Below are 20,051 nucleotides of genomic sequence, written 5' to 3' on the forward strand. Positions count from 1 at the left end.
GTACCCTTAAGGAGTCGCTAAGAACGCGGCTGAGCCGCAGATTCGATGGCCAGACTATCGACTGATGGAGATGGGGACGGCGGCGCGGGCTTCTGCGTGCTTGCAGCCCGGGGGGCACTAAGTCGGTCAATCTGCTCTGTGCTGTAGCCAATCTCGGCCAGAACTTCCTGGCTGTGTTCGCCAAGGTTCGGGGGGAGGTAGCGGACGTTCCCCGGAGAGGCTGAGAACTGCACTGGGATGGAGGTCATCACCAAGCTACCCTCTGTCGGGTGCTCTACCTTTTGGAAGAAACCGGTCTCCCTTAGGTAGTCGTCGTTCATCAGCTCATTGAGCTCGCGGACTTGACCATGAGGTACATCAGCTTCCGCAAAGGCCTTTTCCCAGTAGGCTGAAGTACGTTTGCAGATGGCATCACCGAGAATGCTGTACAGCTCGTTGATGTTGCGCATACGTTCAGTCATTCGGCAGAAGCGCGAGTCTTCTAGAAGCTCTGGCCGTCCGATGGCAGTGAGTACTCGGCGCCATTGCTCATCATTGACCGCCAGCAGACAGATGTAGCCATCGAGCGTGGCGTATGGCCGACGATGTGGAGAGAACATCCTCGTGTAGCCGAGGCCGCTTGATTCTCCGAGGGCTCCTTCCCACATATGCTCAAAGAGGTTGAACTGAAGCATCGTCTCCAGCATAGGAACGAGTACCTGCTGACCCTCGCCAGTGCGCTCACGGTGCAGCAGAGCCATGCTGATCGATGAAGCCAGTACATACCCGCAGAACTTGTCCACGATTACAGTGGGGAAGTAGCGAGGGCGTCCGTCCAGATCCCGGTTGATTGCAGCGAGACCGCTCTCCCCCTGAATCACATCGTCGAATGCCGGCATGTCTTTGTAAGGGCCGTCACCTCGGTAACCAGGTGCGAATGCGTAGATGATCCGCGGATTACGAGCACGAATTTTTTCGTAGCAGATGCCCAATCGAGCGGCTGCGCTGGGGCGCATACTGTGGACGATCACGTCCGCAGTCTCGACCAGCTTCATTAGCGCCTCCATGCACTCTTCCTTTTTCAGGTCGAGTACCACGCTGCGCTTGTTGCGGTTCATGATCAGATAGAAGACCGACATCCCGGCATTACGGCCTGGGCCGTTCTGACGGTTCTGGTCTCCAGTGGGTGGTTCGACCTTGATTACATCGGCCCCCATATCGCCAAGAATTTGAGTGGCGACTGGGCCAAGCACGTTGATAGTCAGGTCGATAACACGCAGCCCTGTGAGCGGGCCGGTGGCTTTCTCCATTGCCCGTTGCACCATGATCAGTCAGCCCTGTAGTCCTTGCCCTTGACCAGGCGCAGGGGGGTGTACTCCTGCACCAACGTGCCGTCCTGCTTGTAGATGCGGTTGCGCGTGCGCACCAGGCCGAGGCCGGGGCGGTTCTTGCTCTCGCGGCACTCGATGACCTCGCATTCCACGTGGATGGTGTCACCGACGAAGACCGGCCCCTTGATGTCCAACTCCATGTTCAGGAAGGCGAAGCCGACCCCCTGCATGGTGGCCTGAGTCAGCAGACCTTCGGCGAAAGTGAAGACCAGTGCGCCAGGGGCGACCCGCCCCTTGATTGCCGATTGCTCCTTGAGGAACTCGACGTTGGTGAAGAGCACCTCGAGCATGCCGGTCACCGAGACGAAATTGACCACGTCCGTTTCGGTCACGGTACGGCCGACAGTCTTGAAACGACGGCCCACGGGGAGGTCTTCCCAGTGAATGCCCAGGCCTACGGTTTCGATCTGCTCCATTTCTTTTCCCTATCTTTATTGTTGAATGCGGGGCGTGTGGTGCTACGCAAGGCCCTTAGCGGGGCTTCGCCTCGCCGCGGCTGGCGCGGCCGAGAACACTGTCGGCGACGATGTTGCGCTGGATCTGGTTGGTGCCTTCGATGATCTGGACCACCTTGGCGTCGCGGAAATAACGATTGATCGGGTACTCATTGGAGATGCCGGCGGCGCCGAACAGCTGCACTGCGTCGGTGGCGACCTTCATGGCCACGTCGGAGGCGAACATCTTCGACATCGCAGCCATGGGGGCGAGGGCGCGCCCGGTGACACCGGCGTCGACCATGGAGGCGGTGCGGTATACCAGCTGACGGGCTGCTTCGGTTTGAGTGACCATGTCGGCAATCATCCAGCGCACGCCCTGGAAGTCGCTGACCTTCTGCTTGAAGGCGACGCGGTTCTGGATGTAGTCAACTGAGTGATCGATGGCGCCCTGGGCCAGGCCCACTGCGCGCGCGGCGATCAGTGGACGGCTGGTGTTCAGCGCCTCCATGGCTACTTTGAAACCCTCGCCGCCTTCCGGGCCAACGCGGTTGGCTACGGGCACGAAGGCGTCGTCGAAGAACAGCGGGCAAGCGGGCACGCCGCGCGCGCCCATCTTGCTTTCGTGGGCACCGATGGTCAGACCTGGGGTCTGCCGGTCGACGATGAACAGGTTGATACCCAGGGGCGCGCCGCCTTCGTCCACGGTTTTCGCGGCGACCAGGATGAAGTCAGCGATGTGTGAATTGGTGCACCAGATCTTCGCGCCGTTCAGGCGATAGCCGCCTTCCACGCGACGGGCGCTGGTCTTGATGCCGGAGACGTCCGAGCCGCTCTGCGGTTCGGTGAGCGAAAGGGCGCCACGGATGTCGCCACTGGCTAGGCCGGGCAGCAGGCGCTGTTTCTGTTCCTCGGTGCCGCCGGCCAGGATGGCGCCGAACGGTGTCCACTGCACGACCAGCAGGTATCCGGTGTTATAGCAGACGCGCCCTAGCTCTTCGACCGCGATACAGGCGGACAGCAGGCTGTTGGTGCCGCCGTACTCGGTCGGGAAGGGCAGGGCGAAGAGGCCCAGCTCCTTAAGCAGGGCGAACATGTCATGCGGGTATTCCGCACTGCGATCGATCTCGTCCGCCCGCGGGGCCACCTTTTCGCGCGCCACCCGGCGGATCAGATCCTGGATTTCGCGCTGCTCGTCGGTCAATTCGTAGTTCACGGTATCGCTGGCTCCGTCATGGGCTTGCTGCCGCGCGGCGGGCAATGCCATGGGTTGTATAATTCTGAACGCTGTTCGTAAAAGTAAACGACGTTCATAAAAGGTGTCAAGCGACGAAGCTAGCGGTTGAAGTGCCTGGATGCCGCGAAATCCGTGGATGTTTTGTGTTTCTAGGGGTGCCGGTCATCCATGGCGCTTATAGATAGGTAGAAAAGTGACAAAAGCATCGCCGGAGTTATGGAAACGCCGTTTGGAATGATGCATAAAGGATGGGTGGTATATCCGGTTGGCGGCTTGACGCGATCTCTGAACGACGTTTACTATTCGGAACGTTGTTCATAAAGATGATCTGCAACGGCCTCTCAAAGGAGGGCTCATGCACAGCCTGCAACCGGAATCCGATTACCAGCGCTTCCTTTGCCAAGGGCGCTTCATGATCCAGCGCAGCCGCCAGAGTGGCGGCCATGTCTTCTATCCGCGCGTCGCGGAGCCTGGCACGGGCAACACCGACCTGGAATGGGTTGAGGCCAGTGGTCGTGGCGTCGTCTATTCCACGACCGTTGTGCGCCAGCGCCCACCAACCCCGAACTACAACGTCGCCCTGATCGACCTCGAAGAAGGCGTGCGCCTGATGAGCCGTGTCGAGGGTGTGGCCCCTGAGCAGGTGCGCATTGGCATGCCGGTGAAGGCGAAGATCTTGCGTGATGACCCCGCAGCGGCGGTTCTCGTGTTCGAGCCGGCCTGACCTGGCGCTTGCCATCGAACGCTTCTTCAACCTGCACAGACAAGAACAAGGCAGGAGACGATATGTATCAGAGCTTGCGTGGGCAGACCGCCATCGTGTCCGGCGCCACTTACGGAATGGGCGAGGCTCCCGGGCTGTCGTCCATGGATCTGGCGGCAGCCGCCAGCGTGCGCGCCCTGGCCCAGGTCGGGCTGAAGCCCAGCGATGTCGATGGGCTGTTCGTCAGTGTCCCCGATGACATGCTCTCGGGGCTGACGTTCTCCGAATACCTGGGCATCCATCCGCGCTTCACCGACAACAACCGTACCGGCGGGTCGGCTTTCCAGATATACGCCCACACTGCCGCGATGGCGCTGGCCAGCGGCCAGATTGACGTTGCCCTGATCGCATATGGCAGCAACCAGAAGAGCGCATCCGGCAAGCTGGTGCAGTCCTCGCGCCCGTCGCCGTGGGAGACGCCTTATCGGCCGATAAACCCGGTGTCGTCCTATGCTCTGGCAGCGGCCCGGCACATGCATCAATACGGCACCACGCGCGAGCACCTCGCCGAAGTCGCGGTCGCCGCGCGCAAGTGGGCGCAGCTCAACCCCGATGCCTATATGCGCGACGACCTCAGCATCGAAGATGTGCTGGGCGCGCGTATGGTGTCCGACCCGCTGACCGTGCGTGACTGCTGCTTGGTCACCGACGGCGCCGCCGCAGTGGTCATGGTTCGTGCTGACCGGGCGCGCGACTTGGTGGCCAACCCGGCGTACCTGCTGGGTGCGGGCTCCGCCACCACGCACCGCGAAATTGCCTCCATGGCCGACCTGACGGTGACTGCAGCACAGGACTCTTCGCGTCGGGCCTATGAAATGGCCGGCGTGAGCGCCGCCGACATCGATGTCGTCATGCTCTACGACGCCTTCACCATCAACACCATCCTGTTCCTCGAAGACCTCGGCTTCTGTCCGAAGGGTGAGGGCGGGCGCTTTGTCGCCGACGGTGGTATCGCGCCCGGCGGGCGGTTGGCGGTGAATACCAATGGTGGTGGCCTGTCCTGCGTCCACCCGGGGATGTACGGCCTGTTCACCATGGTCGAGGCCACTCAGCAGCTGATGGGCCAATGCGGCGCCCGCCAGGTGGACGGCGCCAGGCTGGCCGTCGCCCATGGCAACGGTGGCGTGCTGTCCAGCCAAGCGACGCTGATTCTCGGCACGGAGGACACCCTGTGAGCCAGGCCATCGAAACCTCGGAGCAGTTGGTGCGCGTCGAACGCGACGGCGAGGTGGCGATCGTCACGCTCAGCTACCCGCAACGGCGCAATGCCTTCTCGTTGAAGATGCGTGAGTCGCTGTACGAAGTGTTGTATCGGCTGATGCATCAGGACAGTGCTTGCCGGGCGATCGTGCTCACCGGCGCTAATCAGGTGTTCTGCGCTGGTGGCGACATCTCGGAAATGAAAGAGCGCACCGTTCTGGAATACCGCGAGCGCAATCTACTTCCGCTGAACATCTTCCGATTGCTGGTAGAGGGCCCCAAGGCTGTCGTTGCTGCCGTCGAAGGCTTCGCCATGGGCGCGGGCGTGTCCCTCGCCGCTGCCAGCGATTATGTGGTTACTGCCAGCGATACCCGCTATGCCTGCGCCTTCGTCAAGGTCGGACTGATGCCCGATACCGGTCTGTTCTGGTCGTTGGCTCAGCGCGTCGGCGGCGGCAAGGCCCGCCAGCTGATGCTCGGCGCCGATGAGTTCAATGGCCGCGAGGCCCTGGATATGGGGTTCGCCAACCAACTGACAGCACCTGGCGAGACCCTGTCGGCTGCGCTGGAAGTTGCGCGCCAGTACGCGAGCATGCCGCCGCTGGCGGTGGCTCACCTGAAGTCGGCGTTGGCCGGGGGGATCGCCTCGCTGGACGAGGCGATCGAGACCGAAGTCAACCTACAGCCGATCCTGCGTCGCAGCCAGGACCACCAGGAGGCCGCCAAGGCCTTTATGGAAAAACGTCCGGCCGTGTTTGTCGGCAACTGATAAGGAGTGCGACATGTCCGAACATAGCGACGAGCGCATACAGGTCAGCCGCGATGGCGAAATTGCCATCGTCACCATCAACAATCCGCAGCGGCGCAATGCCATGGGCCGGCAGATGCGCCTGGCCCTGCGCGACACCATGCACCGCCTGTTGGTCGCCGACCCCGAGTCAAAGGCCATCGTGCTCACCGGCGCAGGCGGGCAATTCAGCGCTGGCGCCGACATTTCCGAGATGACCAAGCGCACGGTGCTGCAGAGCCGCGAGATTCTCGCCGAGTCCTGTGAAGTGGTGCGCGACATGCTCGGTGGCCCCAAGCCGGTGGTCAGCGCGGTCGAAGGTGTGGCCTTCGGCGCCGGGCTGTCGCTGGCGGTCGCCACCGACTACCTGGTGGCGGCATCCGACGCGCGCTTCTGCGCGGCCTTCATGCGCATCGGGCTGATTCCCGATACCGGCATCCTCTGGACCCTGCCGAAGAAGATCGGCCCGGGCAAGGCCCGTGAGCTCCTCTCGCTGGCGCGAGAAATCGACGCGGCCGAGGCCCTGCGCATCGGCCTGGCCAACCGCGTGGTCGAGCCGGGGCAGGCGCTGCCGGCGGCCATCGAATACGCCCGCGCCTTGGCGCAACAACCGCCGCTGGGCATGGCCCTGCTGAAGTCCGCGCTGACCTTCGGTGCCGACCACATGGAAGCCTCGCTGCGCGCGGAAATCGACTACCAGCCGCTTCTGCGCCAGTCGAAGGATCACCTGGAAGCGGCCAACGCCTTCATCGAGAAGCGCGCGCCGGTCTTCACCGGCCAATAAGGGACCCGAGATGAGCGAACACACCGACATCGTCCAGGTCGAGCACCGCGACCAGGTGGCCATCGTCACCATGAACTACCCCGAACGGCGCAACGCGTTCTCGCTGAAGATGCGCCTCGCGCTGCTCGAGGTCTTCCACCAGCTGCTCCACGAGGACACGCAAAGCCGCGCCATCGTCCTCACCGGGGCCGGCGAGCATTTCTGCGCCGGCGGCGATCTCTCTGAAATGACCCAGGTCTCGCCTTCACTGCTGGATATGCGCGAGCGCATCAGCATCGGCGTGCGTCTATTCCGGATGCTCTTCACCGGCGACAAGCCGATTGTCGCAGCGGTTGAGGGCAGTTGCATGGGGGCTGGTGTTTCTCTGGCCGCAGCCTGCGATCTGGCGATCGGCAGCACGGCGGCGAAGCTGTCCTGCGCATTTGTCAAGGTCGGTTTGCTGCCCGACACCGGCGTGCTCTGGACCCTGCCGCAGAAGGTGGGGGCCGGCAAGGCCCGCGAACTGATGCTCAGTGGCGCCTCCTTCGACGGTGCCGAGGCCGGGCGCATCGGCCTGTTCAACCAGGTAGTCGCTCCCGGCCAGGCCCTGGAGGCTGCCATCGCCCAGGCTGCGCGGCTGGCCCAGCTGCCACCGGTGACCCTGGCGTTGCTCAAGGCCTCGCTGGTGCAGGGCGGCAACAGCATAGAAGCGGCCTGGCGGCGCGAGGTCGACCTCAACCCGCTGACCCGCCAGACACAGGACCACCAGGAAGCCGTGACGGCCTTCCTGGAAAAACGCAAACCGACATTCAGCGGGAATTGAAGCCATGTTCGAACGCACGCTTCTGGCGGGGAAAAAGATTCTGATCACTGGTGGCGGCACCGGTCTGGGCAAGAGCATCGGCAAGCGCTACCTGGAACTGGGCGCCGAGCTGGTGATTGCCGGTCGTCGCAAGGAGGTCCTGGACGCCACAGCCGCAGAATTCCGCGAGGCAATTCCGGGGGCGCGGGTTGCCACCGTGCAGGCCGATGTGCGCAACGCCGAGTCGGTCGAGGCGATGATGGAGGAAATCTGGAGCAGCGGTCCGCTCGATGTGCTGCTGTGCAATGCTGCCGCCAACTTCATCGCGCGCACCGAAACGCTGTCGCCTCGGGCGGTGGACGCGGTGCTGGATATCGTCCTGCACGGCAGCTTCTACTGCACCATCGCTGCCGGTAAACGCTGGATAGCCGAGGGGCGGCCGGGCAACGTCATCAGCACCGTCTCCACGCCGACCATGACTGGCTCGGCGTTCACTGCGCCGAGCGCGGCGGCCAAGGCCGGGGTACTGGCGATGACCCGCAGCCTGGCGGTGGAGTGGGGCCCCAAGGGCATTCGCCTGAACTGTGTGGCTCCGGGCCTGTTCCCCACACCTGGGGCCTGGGAACAGCTGTACCCGCCGGGCTCGCAGGTCGAGCCGCAAGACAAGGGCGTTCCGCTGCGGCGCTTCGGCGACCACCAGGAGCTGGCCAACCTTTACAGCTACCTGGCCAGCGACGGTTCCGGCTACATCACCGGCGAGATGGTGGTGATCGACGGCGGCCGCTGGATGCAGGGCGTAGGCGGGCCGTCGTTCCGCGCGATGCAGGACTGGACGGAAGAACAATGGCAGGAGCTTCGTCGTGGCTAATCCGCTCGAGTTGCGCATCGACGTCAGCGCCGCGCTGCCCTATCAGTCGCCCCAGTGGATCGCGTTGAGCGTGTACTTGCCGCCGGCAGAGGTGCTTGGCGCGCAACCGGTCGCGATTTTCGCTTCGCCCGGTGGTGGCTACACGCGGCACTACTACGACATGGACTTTTCCGGCCACGTGGATTACAGCCAAGCGCTCGCACATGTGCGCAACGGCTTCATTTTCGTCAGCTACGACCACCTGGGCGTGGGCGACAGCAGCGGTGACCACCTGCGCGAATACACCGTGCAGCAGCTGGCCACTGCCAACGACGCTGCGGTCCGCGAAGTGCTTGGCAAGCTGCGCGAGGGCCGCCTGCTCGCCGATTATCCGGCGCTCCCGGGATTGAAGGCGGTCGGCCTTGGACAGTCGATGGGCGGCAACGTCACCATCGCCATGCAGGGCCGCCATGCCACCTTCGACGGCATTGCTCCGCTGGGCTATAGCGCGCTGCATACCGTACTGCCGCAGCGCGACGAAAGCGACCGCCAGCTCGGCATCCAGGGGCACCTTGTGCAGGGCGGCAAGCCGCTGGAGGAAATCAGCGTCGAGGCCAGCAGCCAGACGGTGGTCGATTTCGTCTATCCGTTCCACTGGGAAGACGTGCCGCCGGACATTCTTGAGGCAGACATGGGCGGCGGCTATCCGATACGGCAGACCGCACCGCGCTTCGGCAGCTTCACTGTGCCGCCGTGCGCCGTAACCATGATGACGCCGGGCATCGTCAAGGAGGAGGCCGCCGCGATAACGGTACCGGTACTGGTCGCCATGGGTGAGCGCGACGTCTGCCCCGAGCCGCATGCGGAGCCGACGGCCTACCTAGCCTCGCCGGACGTCAGCCTGTTCATCGTGCCGCGCATGGCGCACATGCACAACTTCGCCGGGACTCGCCGCCTGCTCTGGGATCGCATCGAGTCCTGGGCGCGCCGGGTGTGTGCAGCGTAATGCGCTGCCGCCTGACCGTGCCAGCGGCACCGGGACCCGGCTCCAGAATCACGCGGCGCGGGCAAGAAGATCAATGGCAGGCCGTATCCGGCCTGGGGAGAGTCTGAATGGCAGGTCCGCTTTCCGGGATCAAGGTCGTCGAGCTGGCAGGAATCGGGCCCGGGCCGATGTGCGCCATGTTGCTGGCTGATCTAGGTGCGACGGTGATCCGGGTCGACCGCAAGGAACCGGTCAAGCTGGGTATCGAACGCCCGTTGCAATACAACACCCTGTTGCGCAATCGCTACGCGATCGCCGTCGACCTGAAGGATCCGGCGGGCGTCGAGACCGTGCTGCAGCTGGTCGAGCAGGCTGACGCTCTGATCGAAGGTTTCCGCCCTGGCGTCACCGAGCGCCTGGGCTTGGGGCCTGACGATTGCCTGGCGCGCAATCCGCGCCTGGTCTATGGCCGGATGACCGGCTGGGGCCAGGACGGACCGCTGGCGAAATACGCCGGGCATGACCTGAACTACCTCGCGCTCACCGGCATCCTCGATGCCATCGGGCGCGAAGGGCAGCCGCCGAGCATTCCGCTGAACCTGCTGGGAGACTACGCCGGCGGCTCGCTGTATCTGGCCCTGGGGCTGATGGCGGGGATTCTGGAGGCACAACGCTCCGGCCTGGGGCAGGTGGTCGACGCGGCTATCGTCGATGGTGCCGCGCATCTGGCCACCACCTTCTTCGGCATGATCGCCGCGGGGATCTGGAAGGAAGGGCGGGGGACCAACATTACTGATAGTGGTTCGCCGTTCTACGACTGCTACCAGTGCAGCGACGGCAAGTACCTGAGCATCGGCCCCATCGAGAGCAAGTTCTACGCGGAATTGCTCCGCCTGCTGGACCTGGACCCGGCAACCCTCGGCGCACAGATGGACCGCACGGCTTGGGCTGCCGCCAAACAGACGATCGCTGAGCGCTTCCGCAGCCGCACCCGAGACGAGTGGGCGGCGCTGCTGGAGTCCAGCGACGCCTGTGCCGCCGGTGTGCTGAGTTTCGTAGAGGCGCCGGAGCACCCGCACTTGCGCGCCCGCGGCACGTTCATCGAAGTCGACGGCGTGACTCAGCCGGCGCCCGCGCCGCGCTTTTCGCGCAGCGTTCCACACACGCCGTTTGCGCCGCAACCGATCACCACCGAGAACACTGATGCTGCCTTAGCTGCCTGGTTCGATCCGCAACGGATCGCGGAGCTGCGCGGCAACGGCATCATCGACTGAGGACCCCTTATGGAACTGCGATTCACCCCTGAAGAGCTGGCTTTTCGCGATGAGGTCCGCGCCTTCCTGAAGAGCGCCGTGCCGGCGTCGATCCAGCGCAAGGTCGAGTTCGGACAGCGCTTGTCCAAGGACGAAATGGTGAGCTGGGTGAAAATCCTGCACGCCAAGGGCTGGTCTTGCCCGGCCTGGGCGCCGGAGTGGGGCGGTCAGGCCTGGAGCGCCACGCAGCACTACATCTTCAAGGAAGAGCTGCACATGGCACCTGCGCCTGAACCGATCTCTTTCAACATGAACATGATCGGCCCGGTGCTGATCGCCTTCGGCACCCAGGCGCAGAAAGAGCACTTCCTGCCACGCGTGGCGAAGATGGACTACTGGTTCTGCCAGGGCTTCTCGGAGCCGGGCTCGGGGTCGGACCTGGCCTCGCTGCGCACCAGCGCCGTTCGCGATGGTGATCACTACGTGCTTAACGGTCAGAAGCTCTGGACCTCCACCGCGCACCATGCCGACTGGTGCTTCGTGCTGGTGCGCACAGACGCCACGGCCAAGAAGCAGCAGGGCATCAGTTTCCTGCTCATGGACATGAAGACTCCGGGCATCTCGATACGCCCGATCGTCACCCTCGACGGCCACCACGAAACAAACGAGATGTTCCTCGACAACGTGCGCGTGCCAGTGGCCAACCTGGTCGGTGAGGAAAACCGCGGTTGGGATGTCGCCAAGTTCCTGCTCGGCAGCGAGCGCGGCGGCATCGCCCGTGTCGGCCTGTCGAAGTTCCGCGTGCGCCGTGCCAAGCAGTTGGCCGCGCAGGTGCCCGCCGGTGATGGCGTGTTGGCCGACGAGTCGCGCTTCCGCGAGCGCGTCGCCGCGCTGGAGGTGGAGCTCAAGGCGCTGGAGATGACCCAGATGCGCGTCATCGCCGATAGCGAGAAGTTCGGCCATGCGCCCGATCCGCGCAGTTCGATCCTGAAGATGAAGGGCTCGGAACTGCAGCAGGCCGCTACCGAGTTGCTGATGGAAGTGGCCGGCTACAACGCTCTGGAATACGACCACGAGTTCGTCGTTGGCGACCGCGAGGTGGAGGGTAACGACGATTGGGCACGCACCATCGCGCCCAACTACTACTGGGTGCGCCACGTGTCCATCGTTGGTGGCTCCAACGAAATCCAGCACAACATCCTGGCCAAATCCCTGCTCGGACTCTAAGCATGAATTTCGATCTGAACGAAGAACAACGCATGCTCAAGGATGCGGTCGAGCGCCTGGTTGCCGACCGCTATGGCTTCGAGCAGCGCAACCGCTACATGGGCGAGGCAGACGGCTGGAGCCGTGCGCTCTGGGCCAGCTATGCCGAACTCGGCCTGCTCGGGCTGCCTTTCGCCGAGGCCGATGGCGGCTTTGCCGGCGGTCCGGCGGAAACTCTGATCGTCATGGAGGCGGCGGGCCGTGGCCTACTGCTCGAACCCTATCTGGCGACGGTAGTGCTCGCAGGTGGCCTGCTTGCCAACGCCGCGAGCCCGGCGCAGCGCGCCGATATCCTGCCGGCGCTGATCGCCGGCGAGCGCCTGCTCGCCTTCGCCCACAGCGAGTCCCAGGCGCGTTACGACCTGGCCGATGTTGCCAGTAGCGCCCGCCGTGAAGGCAATGACTGGGTGCTCGATGGTAGCAAGCGCTACGTGTTGCATGGCGATTGCGCGGATCAAATCATCGTTTCCGCCCGCGTCTCTGGCGCGCGCCGCGATGCCGACGGCCTGGCTCTCTTCCTCGTCGATGCCAACGCCCCTGGCGTGAAGCGTCGCGGCTATCAGACGCAGGACCGACTGCGCGCCGCGGATATCACCCTGAAGGACGTGCGCGTACCTGAGGCGGCGCTGCTCGGCGTTGTAGGGCAAGCACTCCCGCTGATCGAGAAGGCGGTCGATGGCGCTCTAGCGGCGCTGTGCGCCGAGGCTGTCGGCGCCATGCAGCAAGCCTTCGACATGACCGTCGAATACCTGAAGGTGCGCAAGCAATTCGGCGTGCTCATCGGCTCATTCCAGGCTCTGCAACACCAGGCGGTCGACATGCTGGTGATGATCGAGCAGGCCCGCAGCATGGCGCTCTACGCCAGCATGATGGTCGGCGAGGACGACGCCCTGGAGCGCCGCCGCGCCATCGCCGCGGCCAAGGTGCAGATCAGCCGTTCGGCGCGTTTTGTCGCCCAGCAGGCGGTGCAACTGCACGGCGGCATCGGCGTGACCGAAGAATGCCAGGTCGGCCACTACATGCGCCGCTTGTCGATGATCGAAATCCTTTTCGGCGATGCCGACCACCACCTGGCGCAACTGGCCCGCGATGGCGGCCTGATTGCCGCCGACGCCTGACTGACGAGAGAGCCTGTATGAAGCACGACGCAAACGATCCGTACCGCGAGCTGCGCGACTCCCTGCGCGACCTGTGCGCCGAGTTCCCCGACGAGTACTGGCGCAAGATCGACCACGCCCGCGTCTACCCCGAAGCCTTCGTTGATGCCCTGACCAAGGCCGGCTGGATGGCCGCGCTGATCCCGGAAGAGTACGGCGGCTCGGGCCTGGGCCTGGCCGAGGCCTCGGTGATTATGGAAGAGATCAACCGCAATGGCGGCAACTCGGGTTTCTGCCATGGGCAGATGTACAACATGAACACCCTGCTGCGTAACGGCTCGGAAGAGCAGAAGCGCAAGTACCTGCCGAAGATTGCCAGCGGCGAGCTGCGCCTGCAGTCCATGGCAGTCACCGAGCCGACCACTGGCACCGACACTACCAAGCTCAAGACCAATGCGGTGAAGAAAGGCGACCGTTACGTGGTCAACGGGCAGAAGGTGTGGATTTCTCGGGTCCAGCACTCGGACATGATGATCTTGCTGGCGCGCACCACGCCGCTGGCCGAGGTGAAGAAGAAGTCCGAAGGCCTGTCGTGTTTCTTGGTTGACCTGCATGACGCCATCGGCAAGGGGCTCGATGTTCGGCCGATCCCGAACATGGTCAACCACGAGACCAACGAGCTGTTCTTCGACAACCTGGAGATCCCAGAAGAAAACCTGATCGGCGAGGAGGGCAAGGGCTTCAAGTACATCCTCGATGGCCTCAACGCCGAACGTACGCTGATTGCTGCCGAGTGCATCGGCGACGGCTACTGGTTCGTCGACCGGGCGACCCGCTACGCCAACGACCGCGTGGTCTTCGACCGCCCGATCGGCCAGAACCAGGGCATCCAGTTCCCCATCGCCGAGTCCTACATCGATCTGCGCGCTGCCGACCTGATGCGCTATCGCGCCTGTGAGCTGTTCGATGCGCACCAGAACTGCGGCGCAGAGGCGAACATGGCCAAGCACCTGGCCGCTACCGCTTCTTGGAAGGCCGCCAACGCCTGCCTGCAGACCCACGGCGGTTTCGGCTTCGCCTGCGAGTACGACATTGAGCGCAAGTTCCGCGAGACGCGCCTGTACCAGGTGGCGCCGATCTCCACCAACCTGATCCTGTCCTACGTAGCCGAGCACATCCTCGGCCTGCCGCGGTCTTTCTGAGCGAGGTGGTGGGATGAACTACGAGAGCATTCTCTACGAGGTGAAGGATCGCATCGCGACCATCACCATCAACCGGCCGGACCAGCTCAACAGTTGGAACGACCAGGTCGCCACCGAGGTGTACGACGCCATGCAGACAGCTGGCGCCAACAAGGGCGTGCGGGTGATCGTCTTCACCGGCGCCGGCAAGGCGTTCTGCGCGGGCGGCGACATCAACAGTTTCGGCGGTGATCCGCACAAGCTGATGACCAAGCTTCCGCGTCCCTTCGACATGCGCAAACGCCCGGACTGGCAGACTCGCTGCTCGTATTACCCAGCCATTCCAAAGCCGGTAATCGCCATGCTCAATGGCGCCACCGTAGGCATCGGCTTGATTCACGCGCTGTTCTGTGACGTTCGCTTCGCTGCGGAGGACGCCACCATCACTACCGCGTTCTCGCGTCGTGGGCTGACTGCCGAATATGGCATGGCCTGGATCCTGGAGCGCCATGTCGGCCATGCGAACGCCCTGGACCTGCTGCTGTCTGCCCGCAAGATCAAGGGCATCGAGGCGCAGCGCATGGGCCTGGTTAACCGCGCGATTCCCGCCGAGCAGTTGGTAGAGGAGACCTACGCCTACGCCCGCGACCTAGCGGAAAACTGCTCGCCTCGCTCAATGCGAATCATGAAGCAGCAGCTCTGGGAAGTGCCATTCCAGACCTGCCATGAGGCAGTGATGAGCGCCGGCCTGGACATGCCGATTGCCAATCAGGGGCCCGACTACAAGGAAGGCATTGCCAGCTTCATGGAGAAGCGCAAGCCGAACTTCCCCGACGACGAAATCTGAGCACTGGACGCCGAGCGCGCCACGGGCGGCTCGTCCACCTATAACAAGAGGAACGCACAATGAGTGGAATGGTTGAAGGCAAGGTAGTAGTAGTGACTGGCGCCGGCAACGGTATCGGCCGCGCCATCGCGCTGGCAATGGCCGCCGAGGGCGCCCGCGTAGTGGTCAACGACCTGGGCTCCTCCGTGCATGGAGATGGGCAGGACGCAGGCCCGGCCCAGCGTGTGGTCGATGAGATCAAGGCCGCCGGTGGTGAAGCTGTCGCCAGCACCGATAGCGTCGCTGGCTGGGATTCTGCGCATCGCATCGTGCAGACCGCGCTGGACACCTTCGGGCGCATCGACAGCGTGGTCAATAACGCCGGCATCCTGCGCGACCGCATGTTCCACAAGATGGACGAGCAGGAGTGGCTGGCGGTGCTGAATGTGCACCTCAACGGCTCGTTCTTCATGGCGCGCGCCGCCGCCCCGCATTTCCGTACCCAAGGCTCGGGTTCGTACATCCACATGACCTCCAACACTGGTCTGGTAGGCAACGTCGGCCAGGTCAACTACGCGGCGGCGAAGCTGGGCATCGTCGGCATGTCCAAAGCCATCGCCCTGGACATGGCCGCCTTCGGCGTGCGCTCCAACTGCATTTCGCCGGCGGCCTGGAGCCGCATGATCGGTGCCGTGCCGACCGACACTCCGGAGAAGAAACTGCAAGCCGAGCGCATGGAACGAATGATGCACCCGTCCAAACAGGCGCCGTTGGCGGTCTTCCTGGCCTCGGACCAAGCCAAAGACGTATCCGGGCAAATTTTCTACGTCCGCTCCAACGAAATCATGCTGGTCAGCCAGCCGCGCGTGACCCGCTCGGTGCACCGCGACAACGGCTGGACCCCGGCCGAAGTGGCGGAACACGCCATTCCGGCGCTGCGCCCGAGCTTCCTGCCGCTGCAGCAAACCCACGAGGTGTACAGCTGGGAACCGGTCTGAGCCGTTTCCCCAAGCCTGCCGACCGGCGTCGGCAGGCTGACCCCACGATCAGACAGCGAGTGATCCCGGCATGTTGAATTACGAACGCGTCAAACACTGGCCCATCGAAGAAGTTACCCAGTCCTACAGCAAGCGCGACAGCATCCTCTACGCGCTGGGACTGGGGGTCGGTGGCGACCCGATGGACCCGGTGCAGCTGCGCTTCACCTTCGAGAAGGACCTGCAGGCGGTCCCGACCCTGGCGGCGGCCATCGCCTGGCCCAAGCCGTGGATGACCAATCCGGATACCGGAGTGGACTACCTGAAACTGGTCCATGGCGAACAGGACACACAATGGTTCCGGCCAATGCCGGCCGAAGCACGGGTGACCAGCCGCACGCGGGTTAATCGCATTTGCGACAAGGGCGCCGGCAAAGGCGCCATCGTCGAGTTGCTGCGCGACATCATCGACGCCGATAGTGGCGAGCGAATCGCGCAAACCCGCCAGGTTTCGTTCCTGCGTGGCGACGGTGGCTACACCGCACAAGGCGGTGTCAGCGACGAGCCTCCGCAGAGCCTGCCGGCGGTGCCGGAGCGTGCGCCGGACTTCGAATTCGAACTCCTGTCGCCGCCGCAGGCCGCTCTGATCTACCGCCTTTCCGGTGACAGCAACCCGCTGCACGCGGACCCGGAGGTCGCTGCTCGAGCCGGCTTCCACCAGCCGATCCTGCACGGTCTGGCCACCTACGGCATGGCTGCCTTCGCCGCTGTTTGCCGTTGCGCCGATGGTGATGCCAGCCGGCTCAAGCGCCTAGCCGCGCGCTTCACCTCTCCGGTGTACCCCGGCGAGACGTTGCGCTTCCAGTTCTGGAGCGGCGCCGATGGGCGCGTCCAGCTCCGCGCACGGGTCGAGGCCCGCGACGTCACCGTGCTGAACAACGGCGTGATCGAACTGACCTGAGGAGCGCTCGATGGATTTCCGCGAAAGCAGCGAAGATAAGGCTTTCCGCCAGGAGGTACGCGATTTTGTCGCGCAGCACCTCCCGGCAGACATCCGCGACCGCGTGCTGAATTTCCAGCACCTGGGCCGTGAGGACTATGTGCGCTGGCAGCGCATTCTCTCCGACCGGGGATGGGGAGCACCGGGCTGGCCGACCGCGTTCGGCGGCACCGGCTGGAACGCCGCGCAGCGCAATATCTTCGATGAGGAGTGCTTTACCGCCGGCGCGCCCCGGCAGATGCCGTTCGGCCTGTCGATGGTCGCGCCGGTGCTCCAGAAGTTCGGTACTCCGGCCCAGCAGGAGCGTTTCTTACCGCGCATTCTCGACATGCACGACTGGTGGTGCCAGGGCTATTCGGAGCCCGGCGCCGGCTCCGACCTGTCGGCCCTGCGCTGCCGCGCCGAGCGCGATGGCGACGGCTACCGGGTCAATGGCCAGAAGATCTGGACGTCCTTCGCCCAGTGGGCCAACTGGATCTTCTGCCTGGTGCGCACCAACAGCGACGGCCGCCAACAGGAAGGTATCTCATTCCTGCTGATCGACATGGCCACGCCCGGCATCGAGGTGCGCCCGATCAAGACACTCGACGGCGGCCATGACGTCAACGAGGTGTTCTTCGATAACGTCTGGGTCCCGTATGAGAATCTGGTAGGGGAGGAGCACAAGGGCTGGTCGATCGCCAAGTATCTGCTCGGCCACGAGCGGACCAACATTGCCGGTTTGGGCAACTGCAAGCGCTTCATGCGCCGGCTCAAGGAAATCGCCGCGAGCAGCTTGAAACACGGGCGACCGCTGATCGAGGACGTGCGCTTCCGCGACAAGGTCGTCGCCATCGAGATGGAGCTGCTGGCCCACGAGTGGTCGCTGCTGCGTCTGATTGACCAGGAGGGCAAGCGCCAGGGCAGCGGTATCGAGGCCTCGGTGCTGAAGATTCGCGGTTCGGAGATCCAGCAGCGACTCACCGAGCTGATCATGGAGTGCGCCGGACCTTACGCGGTGCCCTTCGTGGAAACTGCGCTGGAGGCTGACGCCGGCGTCGACACGGCCAATGGCGAACTGCTCAACGCCCTGGCCCCGCACTATTTGGACTGGCGCAAGATTTCCATCTACGGCGGTTCCAATGAAGTGCAGAAGAACATCATCTCCAAGCTGACCCTTGGCCTTTAATCGCGCCGCCGTCTAGGCGGAATTCTGGAGGTTGTCGCGATGGACTTCTCCCTCAACGACGAGCAGCAGATGCTCGCGGATCTGGTCGCGCGATTCGTCGAGCGGCAGTACGACTTCGAGGCGCGCCGCAAGCTGGCGGCCACGCCACGCGGCTGGTCGACCGAGAACTGGGCCGCGCTGGCGGAAACAGGCCTGCTGGCGCTGGCGCTGGACGAACAATACGGTGGCCTCGGCGCGGGTGCCGAGGAAGTCCTGGTGGTCATGGAAGGATTCGGCCGTGGTTTGGTCCTGGAGCCTTATCTTTCTTCTGCGCTGGTGGCTGCGCAGCTGCTGCAGCGGGTCGCCGACGAATCGGCCAAAGTGCAGCTGTTGCCACTGGTGGCGAGCGGCGAGTGCCGCGTGAGCCTGGCCGCGCTCGAGCCGCAGGCGCGCTTTGACCTGTGGGACGTGGCGTGCGAGGCGCGCCCGGCGGACGCCGGCTTCCGTCTCAATGGCCGCAAGAGCGTTGTCGCTCACGGCGATTCTGCAGACTGGTTTATCGTATCGGCGCGCACTGCCGGGGCGCGTGACGACCGGCATGGCATCAGCCTGTTTCTGGTCGACGCTCGGGCCCAGGGTGTAAGCGTGCGCGGCTTCCCGGGATTGGACGGTCAGCGTGTGGCGGAGGTCGAGCTGCGCGACGTCTTCCTGCCGGCCGATGCACTGCTGGGGGCCGAGAATCTGGCCCTGGCTGAACTCGAATGGGCGGCCGACCGCGCCTGCTTCGCACTGTCTGCCGAGGCGGTGGGCTGCATGGCCCGATTGACTGAGCTGACGGTTGAATACCTGCAGACCCGTAAGCAGTTCGGTAAGCCCATCGGCAGCTTCCAGGCGCTGCAACATCGGGTGGCGGAAATGCTCGGCTTCGTCGAGCAGGCGCGTTCCATCACCTGCTACGCCGCAGCAAACCTGGACAACGAGGATGTGCGCCTGCGCGGGCGTGCGGTCTCCGCTGCAAAGGCACTGATCGGTAAGGCCGGGCGCTTCATCGGTCAACAGGCTGTCCAGCTCCACGGAGGAATGGGCATGACCGACGAACTGGCAGTGGGCTGGTACTTCAAGCGACTGACCGTCATCGACATGACCTGGGGCGACAGCGACCATCATGTCGAGCGCTACGGTACGCTGCTGTGAGCCAGAGCGAACGGGTGCTGCAGCAGGAAATTCCGGCCTGGGCGCAAGCGGCGCTACGCACCCGTCCGGAGTCGTTCTATGCGGATTCGGACAAAGTCCCGGTGCACTACCTGGCGTGGAATCCCGACGACTATCGTAAGCCGGGGTTGGTTTTCGTCCACGGCTTCCGTGGGCACGCGCATTGGTGGGACCACATCGCGCCACTGTTCATCGACGACTTCCGAGTCTATGCGCTGGACTTAAGCGGGATGGGAGAGAGCGGTTGGCGCCGGAGTTATTCGCCATTGCTCTACGCTGGCGACATCGCTGCAGTGGTCCGACACGCCGGTCTGGAAGGCGCAACCCTGGTGGGGCATAGCTTCGGCGGCTCGCGGGTATTGCGTGCCTGCACACTGATCCCCGAGTTGCTACGACTGGCTGTGATCGTGGACAGCTCGATCCGCTACTCCGACAGCGCTCGCCCAATCGCTGCGGACCGGCCTCTGGGCGGCAAGGTCTACCCCAACTGCGAGTCGGCCCTGCAGCGCTTCCGGCTGCTGCCCGAACAGCCGTCGCTGGACTGGGCGCGCCGGCATATCGCCGCGAAGTCCATTCGCCAAGTCGATGAGGGCTGGGCGTGGTGTTTCGACCCGCAGCTGCCACCTCCGGAAGTGGAAGCGGACGGGCCGGCGCTGATTGCGCAGATTCGCGTTCCGCTGCGGATGATCGCTGGTGAGTTGAGCACCGTGGTGCCACCCGATCGCTTGCGGCGCATGGATCAACTGCTGCGTCAGCTACCCAACGGCAAGGCTCCCGTGGTGATCCCAGGTGGCTACCATCACCTCATGCTCGACCAGCCTGTCGCCCTCATAGCAGCTCTGAAGGCAATTCTCGCGGAATTCTGACTGCAGCGCGTTCACGGCCAAAGCTCCCCTCCGGGGGC

General features: G+C 64.0%; 20 protein-coding genes. 17 read left to right on the forward strand and 3 right to left on the reverse strand.

What is annotated here, in order from left to right:
• Nucleotides 1–17 precede the first annotated feature (17 nt).
• Genes GJV37_RS05360 through GJV37_RS05370 form a run of 3 tightly spaced genes read right to left on the reverse strand, consistent with a single transcriptional unit; the run spans nucleotide 18 to nucleotide 3,071 of the window.
• Nucleotides 18–1,289: a CaiB/BaiF CoA transferase family protein gene (locus GJV37_RS05360; protein ID WP_218939131.1), complete on the reverse strand. Its 1,272-nt coding sequence runs from the start codon at nucleotides 1,287–1,289 to the stop codon at nucleotides 18–20.
• 17 nt (nucleotides 1,290–1,306) lie between these two features.
• Complete coding sequence (locus tag GJV37_RS05365) at nucleotides 1,307–1,786, reverse strand: MaoC family dehydratase (RefSeq protein ID WP_138526160.1); 480 nt, start codon at nucleotides 1,784–1,786, stop codon at nucleotides 1,307–1,309.
• 55 nt (nucleotides 1,787–1,841) lie between these two features.
• A complete protein-coding gene (locus GJV37_RS05370; RefSeq protein WP_218939130.1) occupies nucleotides 1,842–3,071 on the reverse strand; it encodes an acyl-CoA dehydrogenase family protein in 1,230 nt (409 codons plus the stop codon).
• 325 nt (nucleotides 3,072–3,396) lie between these two features.
• Here GJV37_RS05370 and GJV37_RS05375 point away from each other — a divergent pair, with 325 nt between their 5' ends.
• The 17 genes from GJV37_RS05375 to GJV37_RS05455 all read left to right on the forward strand — a co-directional run bounded on the left by GJV37_RS05375 (nucleotide 3,397) and on the right by GJV37_RS05455 (nucleotide 20,013).
• The gene (locus tag GJV37_RS05375) at nucleotides 3,397–3,765 is read left to right on the forward strand and encodes a Zn-ribbon domain-containing OB-fold protein (protein WP_138526159.1); all 369 of its coding nucleotides are present in this window, start codon (nucleotides 3,397–3,399) and stop codon (nucleotides 3,763–3,765) included.
• Nucleotides 3,766–3,827: 62 nt separating this feature from the next.
• Complete coding sequence (locus GJV37_RS05380; RefSeq protein WP_138526158.1) at nucleotides 3,828–4,979, forward strand: thiolase; 1,152 nt, start codon at nucleotides 3,828–3,830, stop codon at nucleotides 4,977–4,979.
• On the forward strand, nucleotides 4,976–5,773 hold the full coding sequence (locus GJV37_RS05385; protein ID WP_218939129.1) for an enoyl-CoA hydratase/isomerase family protein: 798 nt from the start codon (nucleotides 4,976–4,978) through the stop codon (nucleotides 5,771–5,773). The genes GJV37_RS05380 and GJV37_RS05385 overlap by 4 nt, the downstream gene beginning before the upstream one ends.
• A 13-nt stretch (nucleotides 5,774–5,786) precedes the next feature.
• Nucleotides 5,787–6,575, forward strand: a complete 789-nt coding sequence (locus GJV37_RS05390; RefSeq protein ID WP_138526156.1) for an enoyl-CoA hydratase/isomerase family protein — start codon at nucleotides 5,787–5,789, stop codon at nucleotides 6,573–6,575.
• Between the two features lie 10 nt (nucleotides 6,576–6,585).
• The gene (locus GJV37_RS05395) at nucleotides 6,586–7,377 is read left to right on the forward strand and encodes an enoyl-CoA hydratase/isomerase family protein (RefSeq protein WP_138526155.1); all 792 of its coding nucleotides are present in this window, start codon (nucleotides 6,586–6,588) and stop codon (nucleotides 7,375–7,377) included.
• A gap of 4 nt (nucleotides 7,378–7,381) precedes the next feature.
• Nucleotides 7,382–8,224: an SDR family oxidoreductase gene (locus tag GJV37_RS05400; RefSeq protein WP_138526154.1), complete on the forward strand. Its 843-nt coding sequence runs from the start codon at nucleotides 7,382–7,384 to the stop codon at nucleotides 8,222–8,224.
• Nucleotides 8,217–9,209: an alpha/beta hydrolase gene (locus tag GJV37_RS05405; RefSeq protein WP_138526153.1), complete on the forward strand. Its 993-nt coding sequence runs from the start codon at nucleotides 8,217–8,219 to the stop codon at nucleotides 9,207–9,209. The genes GJV37_RS05400 and GJV37_RS05405 overlap by 8 nt, the downstream gene beginning before the upstream one ends.
• 107 nt (nucleotides 9,210–9,316) lie before the next feature.
• A complete protein-coding gene (locus tag GJV37_RS05410) occupies nucleotides 9,317–10,462 on the forward strand; it encodes a CaiB/BaiF CoA transferase family protein (protein WP_138526152.1) in 1,146 nt (381 codons plus the stop codon).
• A gap of 9 nt (nucleotides 10,463–10,471) precedes the next feature.
• The gene (locus GJV37_RS05415; protein ID WP_138526151.1) at nucleotides 10,472–11,668 is read left to right on the forward strand and encodes an acyl-CoA dehydrogenase family protein; all 1,197 of its coding nucleotides are present in this window, start codon (nucleotides 10,472–10,474) and stop codon (nucleotides 11,666–11,668) included.
• A gap of 2 nt (nucleotides 11,669–11,670) precedes the next feature.
• A complete protein-coding gene (locus tag GJV37_RS05420; protein ID WP_138526150.1) occupies nucleotides 11,671–12,825 on the forward strand; it encodes an acyl-CoA dehydrogenase family protein in 1,155 nt (384 codons plus the stop codon).
• 17 nt (nucleotides 12,826–12,842) lie between these two features.
• Nucleotides 12,843–14,006, forward strand: coding sequence for an acyl-CoA dehydrogenase family protein (locus GJV37_RS05425; RefSeq protein ID WP_138526149.1), 1,164 nt, complete (start codon nucleotides 12,843–12,845; stop codon nucleotides 14,004–14,006).
• Nucleotides 14,007–14,019: 13 nt separating this feature from the next.
• Entirely contained in the window at nucleotides 14,020–14,832 is an 813-nt protein-coding gene (locus tag GJV37_RS05430; protein WP_138526148.1) for an enoyl-CoA hydratase, read from the forward strand.
• 59 nt (nucleotides 14,833–14,891) lie between these two features.
• Nucleotides 14,892–15,809: an SDR family NAD(P)-dependent oxidoreductase gene (locus GJV37_RS05435; RefSeq protein WP_218939128.1), complete on the forward strand. Its 918-nt coding sequence runs from the start codon at nucleotides 14,892–14,894 to the stop codon at nucleotides 15,807–15,809.
• Nucleotides 15,810–15,879: 70 nt separating this feature from the next.
• A complete protein-coding gene (locus GJV37_RS05440; RefSeq protein WP_138526147.1) occupies nucleotides 15,880–16,749 on the forward strand; it encodes a MaoC/PaaZ C-terminal domain-containing protein in 870 nt (289 codons plus the stop codon).
• A gap of 10 nt (nucleotides 16,750–16,759) precedes the next feature.
• Nucleotides 16,760–17,956 carry an acyl-CoA dehydrogenase family protein gene (locus GJV37_RS05445; protein WP_138526146.1) on the forward strand — a complete coding sequence of 399 codons (1,197 nt, stop codon included), beginning with the start codon at nucleotides 16,760–16,762 and terminating at the stop codon, nucleotides 17,954–17,956.
• A 39-nt stretch (nucleotides 17,957–17,995) separates the two neighbouring features.
• The gene (locus GJV37_RS05450; RefSeq protein ID WP_138526145.1) at nucleotides 17,996–19,129 is read left to right on the forward strand and encodes an acyl-CoA dehydrogenase family protein; all 1,134 of its coding nucleotides are present in this window, start codon (nucleotides 17,996–17,998) and stop codon (nucleotides 19,127–19,129) included.
• The gene (locus GJV37_RS05455; protein ID WP_171049550.1) at nucleotides 19,126–20,013 is read left to right on the forward strand and encodes an alpha/beta fold hydrolase; all 888 of its coding nucleotides are present in this window, start codon (nucleotides 19,126–19,128) and stop codon (nucleotides 20,011–20,013) included. Before GJV37_RS05450 ends, GJV37_RS05455 begins: the two co-directional genes overlap by 4 nt.
• The last annotated feature ends 38 nt before the right edge of the window (nucleotides 20,014–20,051 follow it).

Origin of the sequence: Pseudomonas nitroreducens, from assembly GCF_010994165.1 — a bacterium.
GTDB lineage: Bacteria > Pseudomonadota > Gammaproteobacteria > Pseudomonadales > Pseudomonadaceae > Pseudomonas > Pseudomonas nitroreducens.